At 38.0% G+C, this 16,092-nt stretch carries 13 protein-coding genes; 5 read left to right on the top strand and 8 right to left on the bottom strand.

Annotated elements, in window-relative coordinates:
- Positions 1-42: 42 nt before the first annotated feature.
- Together NPX99_RS03585 and NPX99_RS03580 are read right to left on the bottom strand one after the other, a co-directional pair.
- Positions 43-1,383, bottom strand: a complete 1,341-nt coding sequence (locus NPX99_RS03585; protein ID WP_269030500.1) for an ATP-binding protein — start codon at positions 1,381-1,383, stop codon at positions 43-45.
- 7 nt (positions 1,384-1,390) lie between these two features.
- Positions 1,391-2,095, bottom strand: coding sequence for a response regulator (locus tag NPX99_RS03580; RefSeq protein WP_269030498.1), 705 nt, complete (start codon positions 2,093-2,095; stop codon positions 1,391-1,393).
- A gap of 141 nt (positions 2,096-2,236) precedes the next feature.
- On the opposite strand from NPX99_RS03580, the gene NPX99_RS03575 reads away from it, so the two are divergent.
- On the top strand, positions 2,237-2,881 hold the full coding sequence (locus tag NPX99_RS03575) for an MBL fold metallo-hydrolase (RefSeq protein ID WP_269030496.1): 645 nt from the start codon (positions 2,237-2,239) through the stop codon (positions 2,879-2,881).
- Positions 2,882-2,950: 69 nt separating this feature from the next.
- Here the strand turns inward: NPX99_RS03575 and NPX99_RS03570 are convergent, their stop codons facing one another.
- The 3 genes from NPX99_RS03570 to NPX99_RS03560 all read right to left on the bottom strand — a co-directional run bounded on the left by NPX99_RS03570 (position 2,951) and on the right by NPX99_RS03560 (position 7,069).
- A complete protein-coding gene (locus NPX99_RS03570) occupies positions 2,951-3,643 on the bottom strand; it encodes a BA14K family protein (RefSeq protein WP_269030494.1) in 693 nt (230 codons plus the stop codon).
- A gap of 720 nt (positions 3,644-4,363) precedes the next feature.
- A complete protein-coding gene (gene uvrB / locus NPX99_RS03565; RefSeq protein WP_269030492.1) occupies positions 4,364-6,532 on the bottom strand; it encodes an excinuclease ABC subunit UvrB in 2,169 nt (722 codons plus the stop codon).
- Between the two features lie 129 nt (positions 6,533-6,661).
- Entirely contained in the window at positions 6,662-7,069 is a 408-nt protein-coding gene (locus NPX99_RS03560; protein ID WP_269030490.1) for an SH3 domain-containing protein, read from the bottom strand.
- A 324-nt stretch (positions 7,070-7,393) separates the two neighbouring features.
- Between NPX99_RS03560 and greA the strand changes: the two genes are divergently transcribed.
- Positions 7,394-7,867 (top strand): transcription elongation factor GreA, encoded by a 474-nt coding sequence (greA, locus tag NPX99_RS03555; protein WP_035009226.1) that lies wholly within the window; start codon positions 7,394-7,396, stop codon positions 7,865-7,867.
- Between the two features lie 6 nt (positions 7,868-7,873).
- Positions 7,874-8,932 carry a glycosyltransferase family 4 protein gene (locus NPX99_RS03550; protein ID WP_269030486.1) on the top strand — a complete coding sequence of 353 codons (1,059 nt, stop codon included), beginning with the start codon at positions 7,874-7,876 and terminating at the stop codon, positions 8,930-8,932.
- Between the two features lie 533 nt (positions 8,933-9,465).
- Here NPX99_RS03550 and NPX99_RS03545 read toward each other — a convergent pair.
- Positions 9,466-10,860: a TrkH family potassium uptake protein gene (locus NPX99_RS03545; RefSeq protein WP_269030484.1), complete on the bottom strand. Its 1,395-nt coding sequence runs from the start codon at positions 10,858-10,860 to the stop codon at positions 9,466-9,468.
- 306 nt (positions 10,861-11,166) lie between these two features.
- Here NPX99_RS03545 and trxB point away from each other — a divergent pair, with 306 nt between their 5' ends.
- Complete coding sequence (gene trxB / locus NPX99_RS03540; protein ID WP_269030482.1) at positions 11,167-12,120, top strand: thioredoxin-disulfide reductase; 954 nt, start codon at positions 11,167-11,169, stop codon at positions 12,118-12,120.
- 18 nt (positions 12,121-12,138) lie between these two features.
- Positions 12,139-13,044, top strand: coding sequence for a LysR family transcriptional regulator (locus NPX99_RS03535; protein ID WP_269030481.1), 906 nt, complete (start codon positions 12,139-12,141; stop codon positions 13,042-13,044).
- Positions 13,045-13,764: 720 nt separating this feature from the next.
- Here the strand turns inward: NPX99_RS03535 and NPX99_RS03530 are convergent.
- Complete coding sequence (locus NPX99_RS03530; protein ID WP_269030584.1) at positions 13,765-14,967, bottom strand: pyridoxal phosphate-dependent aminotransferase; 1,203 nt, start codon at positions 14,965-14,967, stop codon at positions 13,765-13,767.
- A 731-nt stretch (positions 14,968-15,698) separates the two neighbouring features.
- Positions 15,699-15,908 carry a cold-shock protein gene (locus NPX99_RS03525; protein ID WP_004863356.1) on the bottom strand — a complete coding sequence of 70 codons (210 nt, stop codon included), beginning with the start codon at positions 15,906-15,908 and terminating at the stop codon, positions 15,699-15,701.
- Positions 15,909-16,092: the final 184 nt, after the last annotated feature.

The following is a 16,092-nucleotide window of genomic DNA, read 5'->3' as shown; positions in this document are numbered from 1 at the left end:
AGTTTCTTTTACAGTTTTTTGATAGAAAATTTGTATAATATTTTAGAGGGGGATATCAAGAATAGCGCGCAATCCTCCTAGAGGGCTATCGTTTAATTGAATGTTGCCTCCATGGCTACGTGCTATATCTTGAGCAATAGAAAGTCCAAGACCCGTTCCACTGGCATCTTGATTTCGTGCTTTGTCGAGTCTAAAAAATGGCTTGAAAACTTCTGTACGCATATTTTCATGAATTCCAGGACCATCATCGTCGATAGTCATGATGAGGGAGTTTTGTTTGGATATGGCTGTTAGGTGGACAGTGTTCGCATAACAAAATGCATTTGATACAAGATTATTGACGAGGCGGGTGAAGGCATGAGGGCGTACTTGTATGTGTGTAGGACCTTCAACACTATAGGAAAATTGACGTTTGTGGAGATGGGCATCGGCGGAGAATTTTTGCATAAGAGCATTTAAATCAAAGCTTTTAACACTTTCATTTCCTTCGCCACGGGCGAAAGAAAGGTAACCTTCTAACATATTTTGCATGTCACTTACATCTTGCTCAAGTGGTTTCATATCAAAGTCTGTATTTGCTAATGCTAGCTGAAGTTTAAAACGCGTAAGAATAGTTCTTAAATCATGGCTTACACCTGAAAGCATCATAGTACGTTGTTCGATTTGGCGTTCAATACGTTCACGCATACGTAAAAAAGCAATGCCAGCACGACGGACTTCATCAGCGCCTTGTGGATGAAATCCTTTTGGTAAAGGACGACCACGTCCAAAACTTTCTGCTGCTTCAGCTAATTGTTGAATTGGTTTAATTTGATTGTGCAAGAAGTAAATTGCTATCAGCAATAAAACGAGAGCTGTTCCTACCATCCAGCTTAAAAAAATAGCGGTATTGGAAGCGTAAGCTTGGCTGCGTAGTGCAAAGACACGCAAGATATTATGACCAAGGTGAATGCGGATTTCTACAAGATCAGAATCGCCTACTGTATCAATCCAGAAGGGACGGTTAATTTGGTGAGTAATTTCCTCACTGAGAAAATAATCAAGGATGGCAAAAAATGGTTTAGGTCCTGGAGAGGGAAGAGGAGCTGGGGGTAGGATAGAAATGTTTAACCCCATGCGCTGTTGTGCAATACGCTTAATCTCTTCATAGTTTTTTTGTTGCGGATAGGTTTCAATAATATCAATAATTGCAGAAATATCATGGACGACAGCGGTTGAAAGACGTTCTGTCACCATTTGCCAGTGCCGTTCCATGAAGATGTAGCCAATAACTGTTTGCAGGAGGACCATAGGAGCGATAATAATGATCAAAGAGCGGGCATAAAGCCGTTTAGGCATTTTCTTTGTTAACCATCGGACAAATTTTCTTAAAGCTTTGATCATTATATGTCTATTCAATTGTGAGTTTATAACCTATTCCTCGCACAGTTTGAAGCCATATGGGGGTTGTTGGATTTTTTTCGATCTTACGGCGAAGACGATTGATTTGTACATCAATAGAACGTTCACTGATATTGCTGTCATCCGTTGCAAATTTATGGCGGCGAATTGTATTGCCCGCATTTTCGGCAAAAATGACCATCATTTCTTGTTCTCTCTCTGTCAATTTAATCATTTCTCCTCCTTTTTTAAGTTCGCGCCGTGAAATGGAAAATATATAAGGTCCAAAAATGATCTGCTCAATTTTGGGTTGGTTTAGGGGAAAACCACGACGCAAAATGGCATTGATACGAAGGAGAAGCTCACGAGGATCAAACGGCTTAGCGAGATAATCATCTGCTCCGGCTTCTAGACCATCGATACGATTGTCTATTTCTGATAAAGCTGTGAGCATGAGAATGGGAATATTTTTTTTCTGACGCAGTGAGGAGGTGAGATTGATGCCATTTTCGCCGGGCATCATAATATCAACTATCAGAAGATCAAAATCTAAGCTTGCGAGCTGTCGTCTTGCTTGATCAGCATGAGCTGAGACTGAAACACGAAATCCATTTTTCATGAGAAATTGAGATAAAAGATTGCGAATACGGGTATCATCATCAATCACAAGAAGGTGAGGGGCATCGTCACATAAAACTTGAATGTGATCGGTCATTCTTTAAAACCTTGACAAAAATTTAGTTTACATAAAACTCAACTTTACATAACTTGCATAAAGCTGTCGAGAAGACTATTCTCCTATAAGGAGAGGAATGCTCCTTGTAAGTTGAGAAATCTTATTTTTGAAAAGGATGTCATGGGGAAACTTAGCACATATATTATTCCGGTTACACCTTTTCAACAAAATTGCACTTTGCTTTTTGATAGTGAACAAAAAGTGGGTGTTCTCGTTGATCCTGGTGGTGACTGGTTTCGCATTCAAGAAGTGATCGAAAAGAGTGGTATTATTGTTGAAGCTATTTGGATAACACATGGTCATTTTGATCATGTGGGAGCTGCAATGCAAGCAAAACAAGCGCTTGGTGTTAAAATTATTGGTTCCCATCGCGATGATAAGCCTGTGATGGATGCGGCAAAAGAAAGTGCAAGAAAATATGGCATTACTGATACATGCATTTGTGTTCCTGACCAATGGTTAGAAGATGATGAGTGCATTCATTTTGCGGAACATGTCTTCAAGGTTTTTCATACCCCAGGACATTCTCCTGGTCATGTCATTTATTTCAATGAAAAAGAACGTTTTGCTTTATTGGGTGATGTCCTCTTTCGTGGCTCTATTGGACGCACCGATTTCCCATTCTGCTCTCATGAAAAGTTAATGACATCTCTTCGAGAAAAAGTTGTGCCTTTAGGTGATGATGTTTGTTTCATTTGCGGACATGGTCCAGGAAGTCGCATAGGCTATGAGCGCCAAAACAATCCTTTTCTGCAAGGGATTTAAGAGAGAAATGCATAAAAGCCCGCCTTAGAGCGGGTTTTTTATAATGTTATTTTAATTTACCAAGTTAATTCAATCTACTGGAGCATAGCAGGGATGATCTAAGCCATCATAACCTCGAAAAGTTCCTGTTTGAGGGTTGAATGAACGGTATTTTTTTGTGCAATATTTAAGCCACTTAGCTTTCGAAGATTGGTTGAGTGGTGGATTTTGCACTGGTTGTTGTCCTTTATAAACCACCTGTTTTTGCGGACCTTTTTGATAAATTATCTGATTTTGTGGTGGGGCTTGATAGATAATTTGAGGCTGTTCTGGTTTTTTAAGAATTGTACCCAAAACTGCAGCAGTCGCAAGCCCTAAAATACCTACAGCTAAAGCATCACCGGAGTTACCGGAATTCACATAAACATTACGGTGCGTTGTTGTATGACGTTCCACATAACGATGTGTTTTGCGTTCAACATGATGATGACTTTGTTCTGTCCTTCTATGGTCAACATTATAGTGGTGGTGATGCTTCGTACGAGCTGCATGAGAGCTATAATCATTAGAACGGATACTAGAGCTGTGAGGAGGGGTGCCTGCCCACATGTTCCTCATCGTATCATCTATTTTTTTATTTACACTCTGCATTTGTCTATCTATTTTTCTTGAAATATGCTCACCATTAGCCCACGACATGTCTGCAAGTGTTGTCTCTAGTGGCATCAAAACACTTGCTGTTGATATTGCGGATAATACTGTCAGCCTAACCACTTTTTGCATAGCGATACTCCTTATGTAAATTCGTATTTTTTTACATCCTACACGTATCAAACTGAATAGAGCCTGAACAATTTGAAACTTTATTGTGGCGAAAAAAAATAAAAACCCATTAAGTTTTGTATGTCTTATAATACCATAGAATAATATCGTGACAAAAATTTGTTTTTAAAAAATATATTCTACTCAGATTAAGTTATAAACTCTTATGAATAACAACAGACTTTTTATTATAAGGGCAAAATTCCCTGTATAATACTTTTTTTACATCATTTTGGCAAATAGAACCTGAACAAAAGATGTGTGAACAAAGGGTATTGGTTTTATCATCATAGACTTTGATAGAATGGTCATAAAATCTTATTTTACCTCTTTGCGTTATAGAGCACTGCTCTGTTTGATTGCTTTTATAAGGCTGATAAGCGATCATGGTGCAATTATATGCAGACACTCTATATAGGAAGTTTTTATATATAGGAAATATTCTCTTTAAATTGTTTTTTAGCTCAATTGGAACATCATTGACCCTAAGGGGGCATTTTATGGGAAGGGGCTCTTTTACCACTTGTTTTTCAAGTTTTAGAGAAGCTGAGATCTATTTTAGACAGTTTGATATTTTCTTTATTATCTTACGATTCTCCAAAATGATGGCGCTTATGGTTGAAATTATCCGCTTAAGATCTTTCTTAGAAAAATATTTTTCGGCAAAAAGATTTTATTGTATCATTTAGTTTTGTGGATGGATTGTTCGTTATGATGTGTTAAGGGATCATTCGCAATTGCCAATTCGATTTTCTGTAGTTGTTTGATTTCATCACGAAGGCGTGCTGCTTCTTCAAAATTAAGGTCAGCTGCTGCTTGACGCATTGATTTTTCGAGATGTTGAATATGAAGTGTTAAATTTTTGCCGATTCTATTGTTTTTCCTCATAAAATCAGGAACATTTGTAGGAGTATGCTCATTTTCACATCCCAAATTAAGAATATCACTGATATTTTTTTTGATACTGGTCGGTGTGATATGGTGTTCTTCATTATAGGCGATTTGTTTTTGCCGGCGTCTTTGTGTTTCCTGTAAGGCTCGTTCTATGGACCCAGTTATTGTATCTGCGTAGAGGATAACACGGCCATCTACATTACGTGCAGCGCGTCCGATTGTTTGTATGAGTGAAGTTTCAGAGCGCAGAAACCCCTCTTTATCGGCATCTAGAATGGCGACAAAACCACATTCTGGAATATCTAAGCCTTCTCGAAGCAGATTGATACCGATGAGGACATCAAAGGTGCCAAGCCGAAGATCACGTAGAATTTCAATGCGTTCTAATGTATCAATATCAGAATGCATATAGCGTACGCGGATACCTTGTTCGTGGAGATATTCTGTCAAATCTTCAGCCATACGCTTGGTCAGGACAGTGACCAATGTACGGTAACCTTTATGAGTTGTTTTGCGAATTTCGTTCACAACATCATCAACCTGATTGCGCGCTGGGCGAACCTCTGTTGAGGGATCAATAAGGCCTGTTGGACGAATAATTTGTTCAGCAAAAATGCCTTGAGATTCTTCCATTTCCCAGCGTCCAGGTGTTGCGGAGACAGCAATAGTTTGTGGGCGCATGGCATCCCATTCTTCAAAACGTAAAGGACGATTGTCCATACAAGAAGGGAGGCGAAATCCATATTCTGCTAAGGTTGCTTTTCTTCGAAAGTCTCCGCGGTACATGCCTCCGATTTGGGGAATTGTGACATGGCTTTCATCAATAAAAACAAGAGCATTGTTTGGAATGTATTCAAACAAGGTTGGTGGTGGTTCACCAGGTTTTCTTCCTGTTAAGTAGCGTGAATAATTTTCAATTCCGGGGCAGGAGCCGGTTGTTTCTAACATTTCTAAATCAAAGATTGTACGCTGTTCTAAACGTTGTGCCTCTAAAAGACGTCCAGCTGCATTCAATTCATCGAGGCGTTGAACGAGCTCCATTTTGATTGACTTTATTGCTTGATTTAATGTTGGTCGCGGTGTTACGTAGTGTGAATTGGCATAAATTTTAATCGATTGAAGGTTATCTGTTTTTTGTCCTGTGAGCGGATCAAATTCAGTAATTGTTTCTACTTCATCACCAAACAGAGAGAGGCGCCAAGCACGATCTTCAAGGTGAGCGGGGAAAATTTCAATTGTATCTCCACGAACACGAAAAGAACCGCGAATGAAATTGATATCTTGTCGACGATAATGTTGAGCAACTAAATCGGTCAGTAATTTTCGTTGATTGAGTTTTTGACCTTTTTCTATTTTGAAGGTCATTGCAGTATAGGTTTCTACCGAACCAATCCCGTAAATACAGGATACAGATGCAACAATAATGACATCATCACGTTCAAGAACAGCGCGTGTTGCAGCATGGCGCATACGGTCGATTTGTTCATTAATGGAGGATTCTTTTTCAATATAAGTGTCAGAGCGTGCAACATAGGCTTCCGGCTGATAATAGTCGTAATAGGAAACAAAATATTCTACGGCATTGTGGGGAAAAAAACTTTTAAATTCTCCGTAAAGTTGTGCTGCTAGAGTTTTATTGGGTGCTAAGATCAAAGCTGGACGTTGCGTTTTTTCAATGATTTTGGCCATTGTGTAGGTTTTTCCTGATCCTGTAACGCCCAAAAGCACTTGCGTACGTTCATTCTTTTCAATTCCCTCAACCAGAGTTTTGATTGCTTTAGGTTGATCCCCTGCTGGTTCAAAGGATGTGTTGAGTTGAAATGAAATGCCCCCTTCAGATTTTTCAGGGCGAACAGGACGGTGGGGTGTCCATAAGACTCCATTTTTAAAAAGAGGATTACCCGAGGCAATCAGTATGGAAAGAGCTTCAACTGTTGCTGTAACACCATTTTTCATTCATTCTTCCTTGATATAGAAATATATGTGTTTTAAAAATATCCCATTCACCAGTTTGAATAAAAAAATGATAAAGCGTTAATTAGCAGTTTTATTTAGACTTATTGAAGTATTTCATAGGATATTTGGTTAGTTCTCTGAAGAGTTTCTTTTGATGTTTTTAGTGTGATAGCAGCTGCTTTCGTTTATACCATAAAAATGTTCATTATGCCGATTACGGATATTAAAGCCATACATATTACGATTTGTTCCTGAAAATATTGCGTATGTATGATAAAGGTCATTTCCCTCTTTAAATGCGAGGTAACGAGATGATACCCAACCTGTTTGAGCGTTGTATCTGATATGGCACCAGTTTCCTTCACAAGTTTGGACAAAGACCAATTTCCCTGCGGGAATAAGTCCACGAAGTGCATGTTGCGTGCCTGGTCCTGCTCTAAAATTAAGATTGCTTACAACAAACGCATCTGCAGCTTTAGATATCATGGTGTTTAGAAAGAGAGAGCTAAACACAAAAAAACACACTATTTTTTTCATTTTTCCACAGAGGGTCCCTTCAGAGATTTCTCTTCATTTCTTATAAGATCTCCTTCACTATATTATGATAAAGAAGAAAAAATACAATTGTTTCTTCTTTAAGCTTTTGATTATAAGAGCTTAGTTGAATATTTTAACGCACCAATATTGGAATTATTTAAACAAAATTTGGTGAGTGTTTTGTCTTCCTTTTTATTTTTATATGGAAAATAAGGATGCTGTACTATATAATTATAAATTGTGGTTTTCGGATTCCAAAAGTGATTTTGGAAGCCGTTTTTTATATTTTTATTGAGCCTTCCGTGTAACAGAAAGGGACGGATTATGAAAAAAGTTCCGATGACTACAGCTGGTTTTGAAAGTCTTAAAGAAGAGTTGCGTTGGCGTCAACAACAGGAACGTCCACGGATTATTGAAGCAATTTCTGAGGCGCGTGCGCATGGGGATCTTTCAGAAAATGCCGAATATCATGCTGCTAAAGAAGCGCAAAGTCATAATGAGGGGCGTATCAATGAACTTGAAGATTATATTGCGCGGGCGGAAGTTATTAATGTCTCGCGTCTTTCAGGTGACAAAATTAAATTTGGTGCTACTATCAAGCTTTTGGACGAGGATACTGAAGAAAAAAAAGTGTATCAGATTGTTGGTGATCAAGAAGCTGACGTAAAAACCGGCAAAATCTCTATTTCCTCACCTATTGCCCGTGCACTTATCGGAAAGCAAGAGGGTGATGTGATTGAGGTGAATGCACCTGGTGGAGCGCATAATTATGAAATTATTGAGGTTCAATATATCTAAACTGTTATGCGTGTGTCTTTAAAAGAAACTGAGATTATTGCTCCTCATTTTAAAAAGCGTTTATCAGGCGTAACATCTATAGTTATTCAGCTTATTCCATTACAGAGCAAGCAAGGTGTACGTATATCCACTTTTGGTTTTGGATTACCAAAAGAATTGCCCGCTCTTGCTTTTAAAGATCTTTTCGGACTTTGGAAAAGTCCGAAGGGCAAGCCCTTTCGTATTTGGCATGCACGACGCAATATTGAAATGCTTTGTGGAGTCTTTTTACGTGATGTTTTGCGGATGAAGCTAAAGCTCGTCTTTACATCGGCTTCTCGACGTCATCATCAGCCTTTTACCAAATGGTTGTTGCGCCGTATGGATAAGGTGATTGCTACCAGTGCATGCACGGGAACTTACTTAGAGGTGCCGCATCAGGTTATTATGCATGGGGTGGATATTGAGCGTTTTTCTCCACCACAAACTGTTGAAGATTATTTTGCTTCGTCAGGGTTTCCTGGAAAATATGCGGTGGGGTGTTTTGGGCGTGTGCGTTATTTAAAGGGCATCGATTTGTTTGTAGATGCAATGATAGCATTATTACCCCGCTATCCTGAATGGACAGCGTTTATCGCTGGTCGTACGACAGAACAACATTATCATTTTGAAAAAAAATTACGACAAAAAGTTACAGAAGCCGGTTTGGATGACCGTATTATTTTTCTTGGTGAGGTGTTGAATACACCTGTGTGGTACCGTCGTTTGTCGCTTTATGTAGCGCCTTCTCGTGTGGAGGGTTTTGGTTTAACGCCATTGGAGGCAATGGCGTCACAAACAGTTGTCGTGACCAGTGATGTGGGAATTTTTAAAGAATTGGTGGTAGAGGGGACAGGAACAGTTGTGAAAGTAGGAGATGGAGATGCTTTAACAGAAGCCATTGAACCTTATCTTGCTGATTTAGAAAAAACCTTAAAAGCAGGGCAAAAAGCGTTAACCCATGTTCGTACACATTTTCCTTTGGACAAGGAGGCGGCAGCAATCGGAAGTGTTTACGAGGAAATGTTTGCGGAGAAAACACTTTAAATATATCAGGATTTTTTTGAGAAGGCAAAAGAATAGCATTCTAATAAGATCTCTATAAATATTTCAAGGAAAAAGTTCAATAATATAAATATTATGTCACAAAATTGAGATGTGTTTTTGAAGTGATATAACGGCAAACTCTCAGAGTTTTTCATAAAAAATTGAAATTTTATGTTTTCAGAGTAATGGAGATTACAGGTAAAAAGGTGATTATTTCTTACTTTTGTAATTTTTTTAAGAGAGTACGGTGTTCTTTATTATGGGGATAGACTCTTGAAGCTGTTTCTATTGCTTCTTGAGAGGAGTGGTTGTACATTTTTCAAGAATAAAAATTCTATTAAGTGCGCTACAGTAGAAAAAAGTATTTGTAAAATATTAATTATTTTCTAAAAAAGAAATCATTGTTAAAATAACTTAGCTGAAATCTGTGAAGTTTTTTAAAGATTTTTCAATAGATTGAATCAGAGTTCAATTTTATGCATACATTATTGAGCGTATCAATTTCTTGTTATTACAAGATCAAATACTATGCATTAAAATTGTTCACGCCAAAAAGCAGGAATAAAAAGTACGAATATGGTTATAATTTCAAGACGTCCTGCGAGCATGAGAAAACTTAAAATCCATAGTGCGTTATCATTAATGGTGGAAAAATTACCAGCAGGACCGATAATATCTCCAAAACCTGGACCAATATTTGAAAGGGCGGTTAAAACTCCGGTAAATGCAGAGGTAAAATCAAGACCAGTTGTGAGTAAAAGTGCAGTGCCAATAACAAGACAGAACATGTAAAGACATACAAAAAACAAAACTGCTTTGGCAACATCACTTGATATATTTGAGTGATCATAGTGTGTTTTTACAATAACATTAGGCGAAAGAAGTTTTGCTATATTGGTTTGTGTGATACGCCAAAGAATAATGAGGCGATTGATTTTCATACCACCAGAGGTAGAGCCTGCACATCCCCCCGTAAAAGAAATAATGAAAAAAACTCCAAGTGCAAAAGGTCCCCAAAGTTGGTAATCTTCTGCGCTATAGCCCGTAGTGCTTATAATAGATGAAAGGTGAAAAATAACATCGAGAAAAATCCAATGAAAGGTGCGATGATCATGAAGACGCAACCATGCTGCTAAGGCAAAGCTAAAGAAGAACACAATATTGAGGAAAACAATTACTTGTGGATCAATAAAGCGTTTTGAGTGACCTGGAAGCACTAATTTAACATAAAGCACAAAGGGTAAGGCAGAGAGCAGCATAAAGATTGTAGAAACAATCAAAATAGCTGGTTTATCAGAAAAATAGCCAAAAGAGGCGTCATGGGTTGAGAAACCAGCTGTTGCTACTGTGCTCATTGCGTGGTTGATGGCATCAAATAAGCTCATGCCTGAAGCAAAATAGGAAAGTATACAAGCTAATGTTAGCCCAACATAAGCTATGATAATTCCGTTAGCAATTTGGTTGATACGGGGCAATATTTTTTCAGATTTATCTGATGATTCCATATGAAATAGTCGTACTCCACCAACACGTAGTGAAGGCAAAAGCAATAAGGCTAAACCGATAAAACCAATACCTCCAATCCAACATATAAGTGAACGCCATAGCAAAATACTTCGTGGCAAATTGTCAAGATTAGTGAGTACTGTGGAGCCTGTGGTTGTAATTCCAGAAACGGATTCAAAGATTGCTCCTGCTAGCGAAATTGGTAAAGAAGAAAGATAAAGAGGAAGGGCGCCTACAACACTTCCTGTTAGCCAAAGACAAACAGTGAGCATAAAGCCAAGCCGTGCCGAAAAACGACAGGTCGCACCACTTGTTGCTAAAAGAATCAGCGTTGCTAGCATGGTGATTATGGCGCAAGAGTAGAGAAAGATTATCCAATTATGATTGTTGTCGTGCAAATCCACAAAAATCGGCAGAAGCATTGCTCCTCCCATGATTAATGCAAAACGTGCACAGACATTGATGATAAACTGAAAAATGGCCGTTACCTATCTTTATATGACTTTTTGTTACAATTTTATGCTTATAAGAATTTACGTTTTTTTCTTTATAAGATAAAGATTAATTTCTATATTATACGTGCCTTGATGAATTGATGGTAATCTTTTCACTAAATTTAAAAAGGATTACATATACACAATAATTTAAGTTGTTGAAAAATGTTTTTTAAAAAGGCTCCATTTCGTTGTATTTATAATAATTAAGTAAGAAAAAGTGAAGGGGATTCTATGGTACAGTCGCATATTCGTCTGCTTATTATTGGATCTGGTCCAGCTGGTTATACAGCGGCGATTTATGCAGCAAGAGCAATGCTCGAGCCCGTTTTGGTGACTGGCGTGCAACAGGGTGGACAGTTGACGATTACAACTGATGTTGAGAATTATCCAGGTTTTGCTGATTCAATTCAAGGACCATGGTTGATGGAACAAATGGCAAAACAAGCTGAAAATATGGGTACAAAAATTGTCTATGACACTATTACAAAGGCTGAATTATTAAATTATCCTTTTATCTTACATGGAGATTCAGGAACGCAATATTGTTGCGATGCCCTCATTATTGCAACAGGGGCCAAGGCACGTTGGCTTGGTTTAGAAAGTGAACAAACTTTTATGGGTGGTGGTGTTTCTGCTTGCGCTACGTGTGATGGATTTTTTTATCGTGATAAGGATGTTATTGTCGTAGGAGGGGGAAATACAGCAATTGAGGAAGCGCTTTATTTATCACATTTGGCAAAGAGTGTAAGTGTGGTGCATCGGCGAGATTATTTTCGGGCAGAAAAAATTTTGCAAGATAGATTGTTTGCTCGTGATAATGTTCGTGTTCTTTGGGATCATGTCGTAGAAGAAATTGTTGGTTTGCCAGCGCAAGATTCAAGAGGAGCTGTTGTGACAGGTGCACGTCTTAAAAATGTTAAGACTGGTAAAGAAATGAAGGTGAATATCGAGGGAATATTCATTGCCATTGGTCATGACCCTGCTGTTTCTTTATTTGAAGGACAACTAAAACAAAAACCAGGGGGCTATTTATGGACTGTACCAGATTCAACAGCAACAAGCATTGCTGGTGTGTTTGCTGCAGGGGATGTAGCAGATGAGGTGTTCCGTCAAGCTGTAACAGCGGCGGGAAGAGGATGTATGGCAGCCTTGGAAGCGGAACGTTTTTTAGATCTGCAAGCGTAAAAAATAGGAGATTCAATTGTGACATCACCGTTGGATTGGGATAAATTAAGGGTTTTTCATGCTGTGGCGGAAGCAGGTTCTTTTACCCATGCAGCCCAAAAGCTTTATTTATCTCAATCAGCGATTTCACGGCAGGTTTCAGCTTTAGAGCAGGAGGTTGGTGTATCTTTGTTTCAGCGGCATGCTCGTGGGTTAATCTTAACTGAGCAGGGTGAAATTCTTTATCGTACAACACATGAAGTTTTGATGAAGCTTGAGAGTGCACGTTCGCATTTAAGTGAAAGTTGTGAAAAGCCAACAGGGATTTTACGTGTTACATCGACCTTTGGAGTGGGGGCAGGATGGCTTGTGGAGCGTATGCCAGAATTTCTTAGGCTTTATCCGGATATACAGGTTCAACTCCTGTTTGATGATAAGGAACTTGATTTGACAATGCGCCATGCAGACTGTGCTGTTCGTTTACATCAGCCCCAACAACCAGATCTTATACAAAGAAAACTTTTTACAATTCATATGCATGTTTATGCTTCTGAGAATTATATTGTGAATTATGGCAAACCAGAAACACTCTCTGAGCTGGATGCGCATCGTATTATTTCGTTTGGTGAACCTGTTCCACCTTATTTATCTGGTTTAAATTGGTTGGAAAAGGCCGGTAGAAATGACGGATCTTTGCGTCTTTCAGTATTACGAATCAACAATATTATCTCAATCAAGAATGCGATTATGTGTGATCTTGGTATTGCTGTGCTTCCTGATTATCTTGTTAATAATGATGAGCGACTTGTACGTCTTTTTCCTGATATAGTTGATATTCCTTCCTTTGATACTTTTTTTTGTTACCCTTATGCTTTAAAGAATTTGGCTAAGTTGAAAGCTTTTCGAGATTATATTTTTTTAAAAGCACGTCATTGGTCTTTTTAATGGTGTAACATTTTAAGCTATGTGTTTATTGCATAGCAGATACGCTGAAGTCTTTATTGTACTTTTCCTTATAAAATGACATAGAGTATTATCTCTTGATTATGTTGCCTCCCATTGCATTTTCTTGAGTGTTCCCTTATGAAGGTCTGTCAGATTGATTTTATCTCTGAAGATTTTCCAAATTTGCCGGGCATTTTGTCCGGCTTTTTTTCTTAGAATAGTACCTAAAAATGCAGATATCTTGGCAGATGATAAAAAAAATATAACTTTTATAGATATCCAATATTTTTTAGGTGCATCGCGGTATGATAACAAACTTTGAAGATCATTTGGGTTATGATAATCATTGCGGAATATGTCAAGTTTGACAGAGAGTGGACTTCACACATCATAAAAAGCTTTTTGAATGATAATCATTGAATATGATTTCTAGAATTCTGAAAGAGTTGTTTCTTGATCACCGCATTTTAAATAGTCAATGATACAGGTTTAAATATGGAAGAGAAAGTCCCTTATATAAGAGACTCCTTTTTAAAATTTCTTATTTTTCACGGGGCGGAATAGGACATTTCATTTTTTCTGTTTTCGATTGATATCTCATTTCACTGGGAGCATTTTCTGAGAAAAGCCCATTTATTTATGCCGTAATTTTACAGCCGAAAATCTCACAGATAAACTAATCTCTGATAAAACTATAACAGGAGATGTTGTTCAAAGTTTTTAAAGTAAATTATTACAAAAGCGCTGGATACGTAAGCAAGCTTCTTCAAGTAATTTTTCTGATGTTGCATAAGAAATACGAAAAGCTGGTCCGAGTCCAAAAGCAGATCCATGAACGACAGCAATTGATTCTGCTTCTAGAAGCGCTATTACAAAGTCTTCATCATGAGAGATTACTTTACCTTTAGGTGTTTTTTTTCCAATGAGTTCTGCACAGGAAGGATAAACATAAAAAGCACCTTCAGGTGTTGGACAATGAATGCCGGGAGCTTGGTTTAACATGGAAACGACGAGATCACGGCGTGCTTGGAAAATACTTTTATTTTGGGTAATAAAATCTTGGGGACCATTGAGCGCTTCGACAGCCGCCCATTGTGAGATAGAACTTGTACCAGATGTTTGCTGGCCTTGAATGGTATCCATGGCTTTAATTAATTCTTGCGGTCCTCCAGCGTAACCGATTCGCCAACCCGTCATGGCATAAGCTTTAGAAACACCGTTCATTGTGAGTGTACGGTCATAGAGTTTTGGTTCTACTTCTGCTGGAGTGACAAAAGTAAAACCTTCGTATGTGAGATGTTCATAGATATCATCGGTGAGAATATAAATATGAGGATATTTTACTAAAACATCTGTTAGTTTTTTTAATTCGTCATGTGTATAAGCGGCACCTGATGGATTTGAAGGAGAGTTAAAGATAAACCACTTAGTTTTGGGGGTAATAGCAGCTTCTAGCTCTTGTGGTTGAAGCTTATAAGAAAATTCGGCTTTGGTTTCTGCAAAGACAGGTGTACCGCCGTTGAGAGTAACCATTTCTGGATAACTGACCCAATAAGGAGAGGGAATGATAACTTCATCTCCTTTATTTAAAGTTGCCATCAGCGCATTAAAGAGGATTTGCTTACCACCGGTACCAACAATAATTTGCTCTGGTTGATAGGTGAGATTATTTTCTCTTTTAAATTTCGCTGCAATTGCTTGGCGCAATTCTGGAATACCAGATATGGGGGTATATTTTGTTTCTCCACGTCGAATAGCTTCAATGGCGGCATTTTTGATATTGTCTGGTGTATCAAAATCCGGTTCTCCAGCACTTAAAGCAATAACATCACGACCTAATGCTTTCAAATTACGTGCTTTTTGAGAAACAGCAATTGTTGCAGAAGGTTTGATATGGGAAAGCCGGTCGGCGATAAAAGCCATCATTTCAATCCTTGTATATATCAGAAAATACTTATTGATTTGAGAGTATTCTATAAGAGATTACGTTGTATGCAATAGAAAATTGCAGAAAATTTTTTAAGTTTTTTGCTCTTTAGTAAGATTTGAGAGAAAGGTAAATGAGCGATATATTCCATTTATAGGCGATAGAAGACAATAGGAGCGATAGCAGGAGAGAGTTTTTATCTCAAGAGTAGAGATTGACAGGGGGATAGGATTCTATTGAGAAAAAGTTACCGAGGGTTGTGAGCGTGAAACGATAATGTTTAATACTCTTTTTGTCTGTGCCTATGTCTAGCATTTTTCTCGCTCAAATGAAAGACAGCGTATAACGACAATAATGCATTCACAAAGAAGGATATTTTATCGGATGTTGGTGCAAAAAGATCAAACAGGTCAAACCTATTTTCTAGGGATTTGATAAAAAAGCTTTTTTGGGTGAGGTTTCTGAATGATGTCTGAGTTCTCCTTTGGTTTAGAGTGATAGCTGTAGAGAGCTGAGAAATTTTTGTTTCAAAGTGACTCTATGCAGTCGTTTTTTGAGGTTTTACAGGAAAGAGGCAATCGCGGTGATTATAGAAGATGGAAGGGGAAAAAAGCATTATAGGAAATGCGTTTTTTATTTTATAAAGGTAAATTACGCTTTATAAAAAGCAAAAAAACCTTCGTCTATAAAGATGAAGGTTTTTTAAAACTATTGCAGAATTAAAAGATTAAAGTGCTGCAAGGTTGCTAGCGGCAAATTTTCCAGAACGACGATCTTGAAGAACGTCATAAGAGATTTTTTGTCCTTCATTAAGGTTATTTAAACCAGAACGCTCAACAGCGGAAATATGTACAAAGACATCTGCACTGCCATCACTCGGCTGAATAAATCCAAAACCTTTTGTTGTATTAAACCACTTAACTGTTCCTGTAGACATAGGAGATTCCTTAAAATATATAATTGCATTGTGTACTGGAACTAAAAAGCTCTCAATACGGTTTCAGATCGAAATTAGGTGGGAGAAGTTTCGTCGAGAGTGCATGTCGCACAGGAAAGAAAGTCACATAACCGAAAGTCCGATAAAACCCGTATAAAAGTCTTTAGAATAAAAAGCAAGCCTT

Origin of the sequence: Bartonella sp. 220B, assembly GCF_026930205.1 — a bacterium.
Taxonomy (GTDB): Bacteria; Pseudomonadota; Alphaproteobacteria; order Rhizobiales; family Rhizobiaceae; genus Bartonella.
This window is presented reverse-complemented; position numbering and strand designations above follow the sequence as displayed.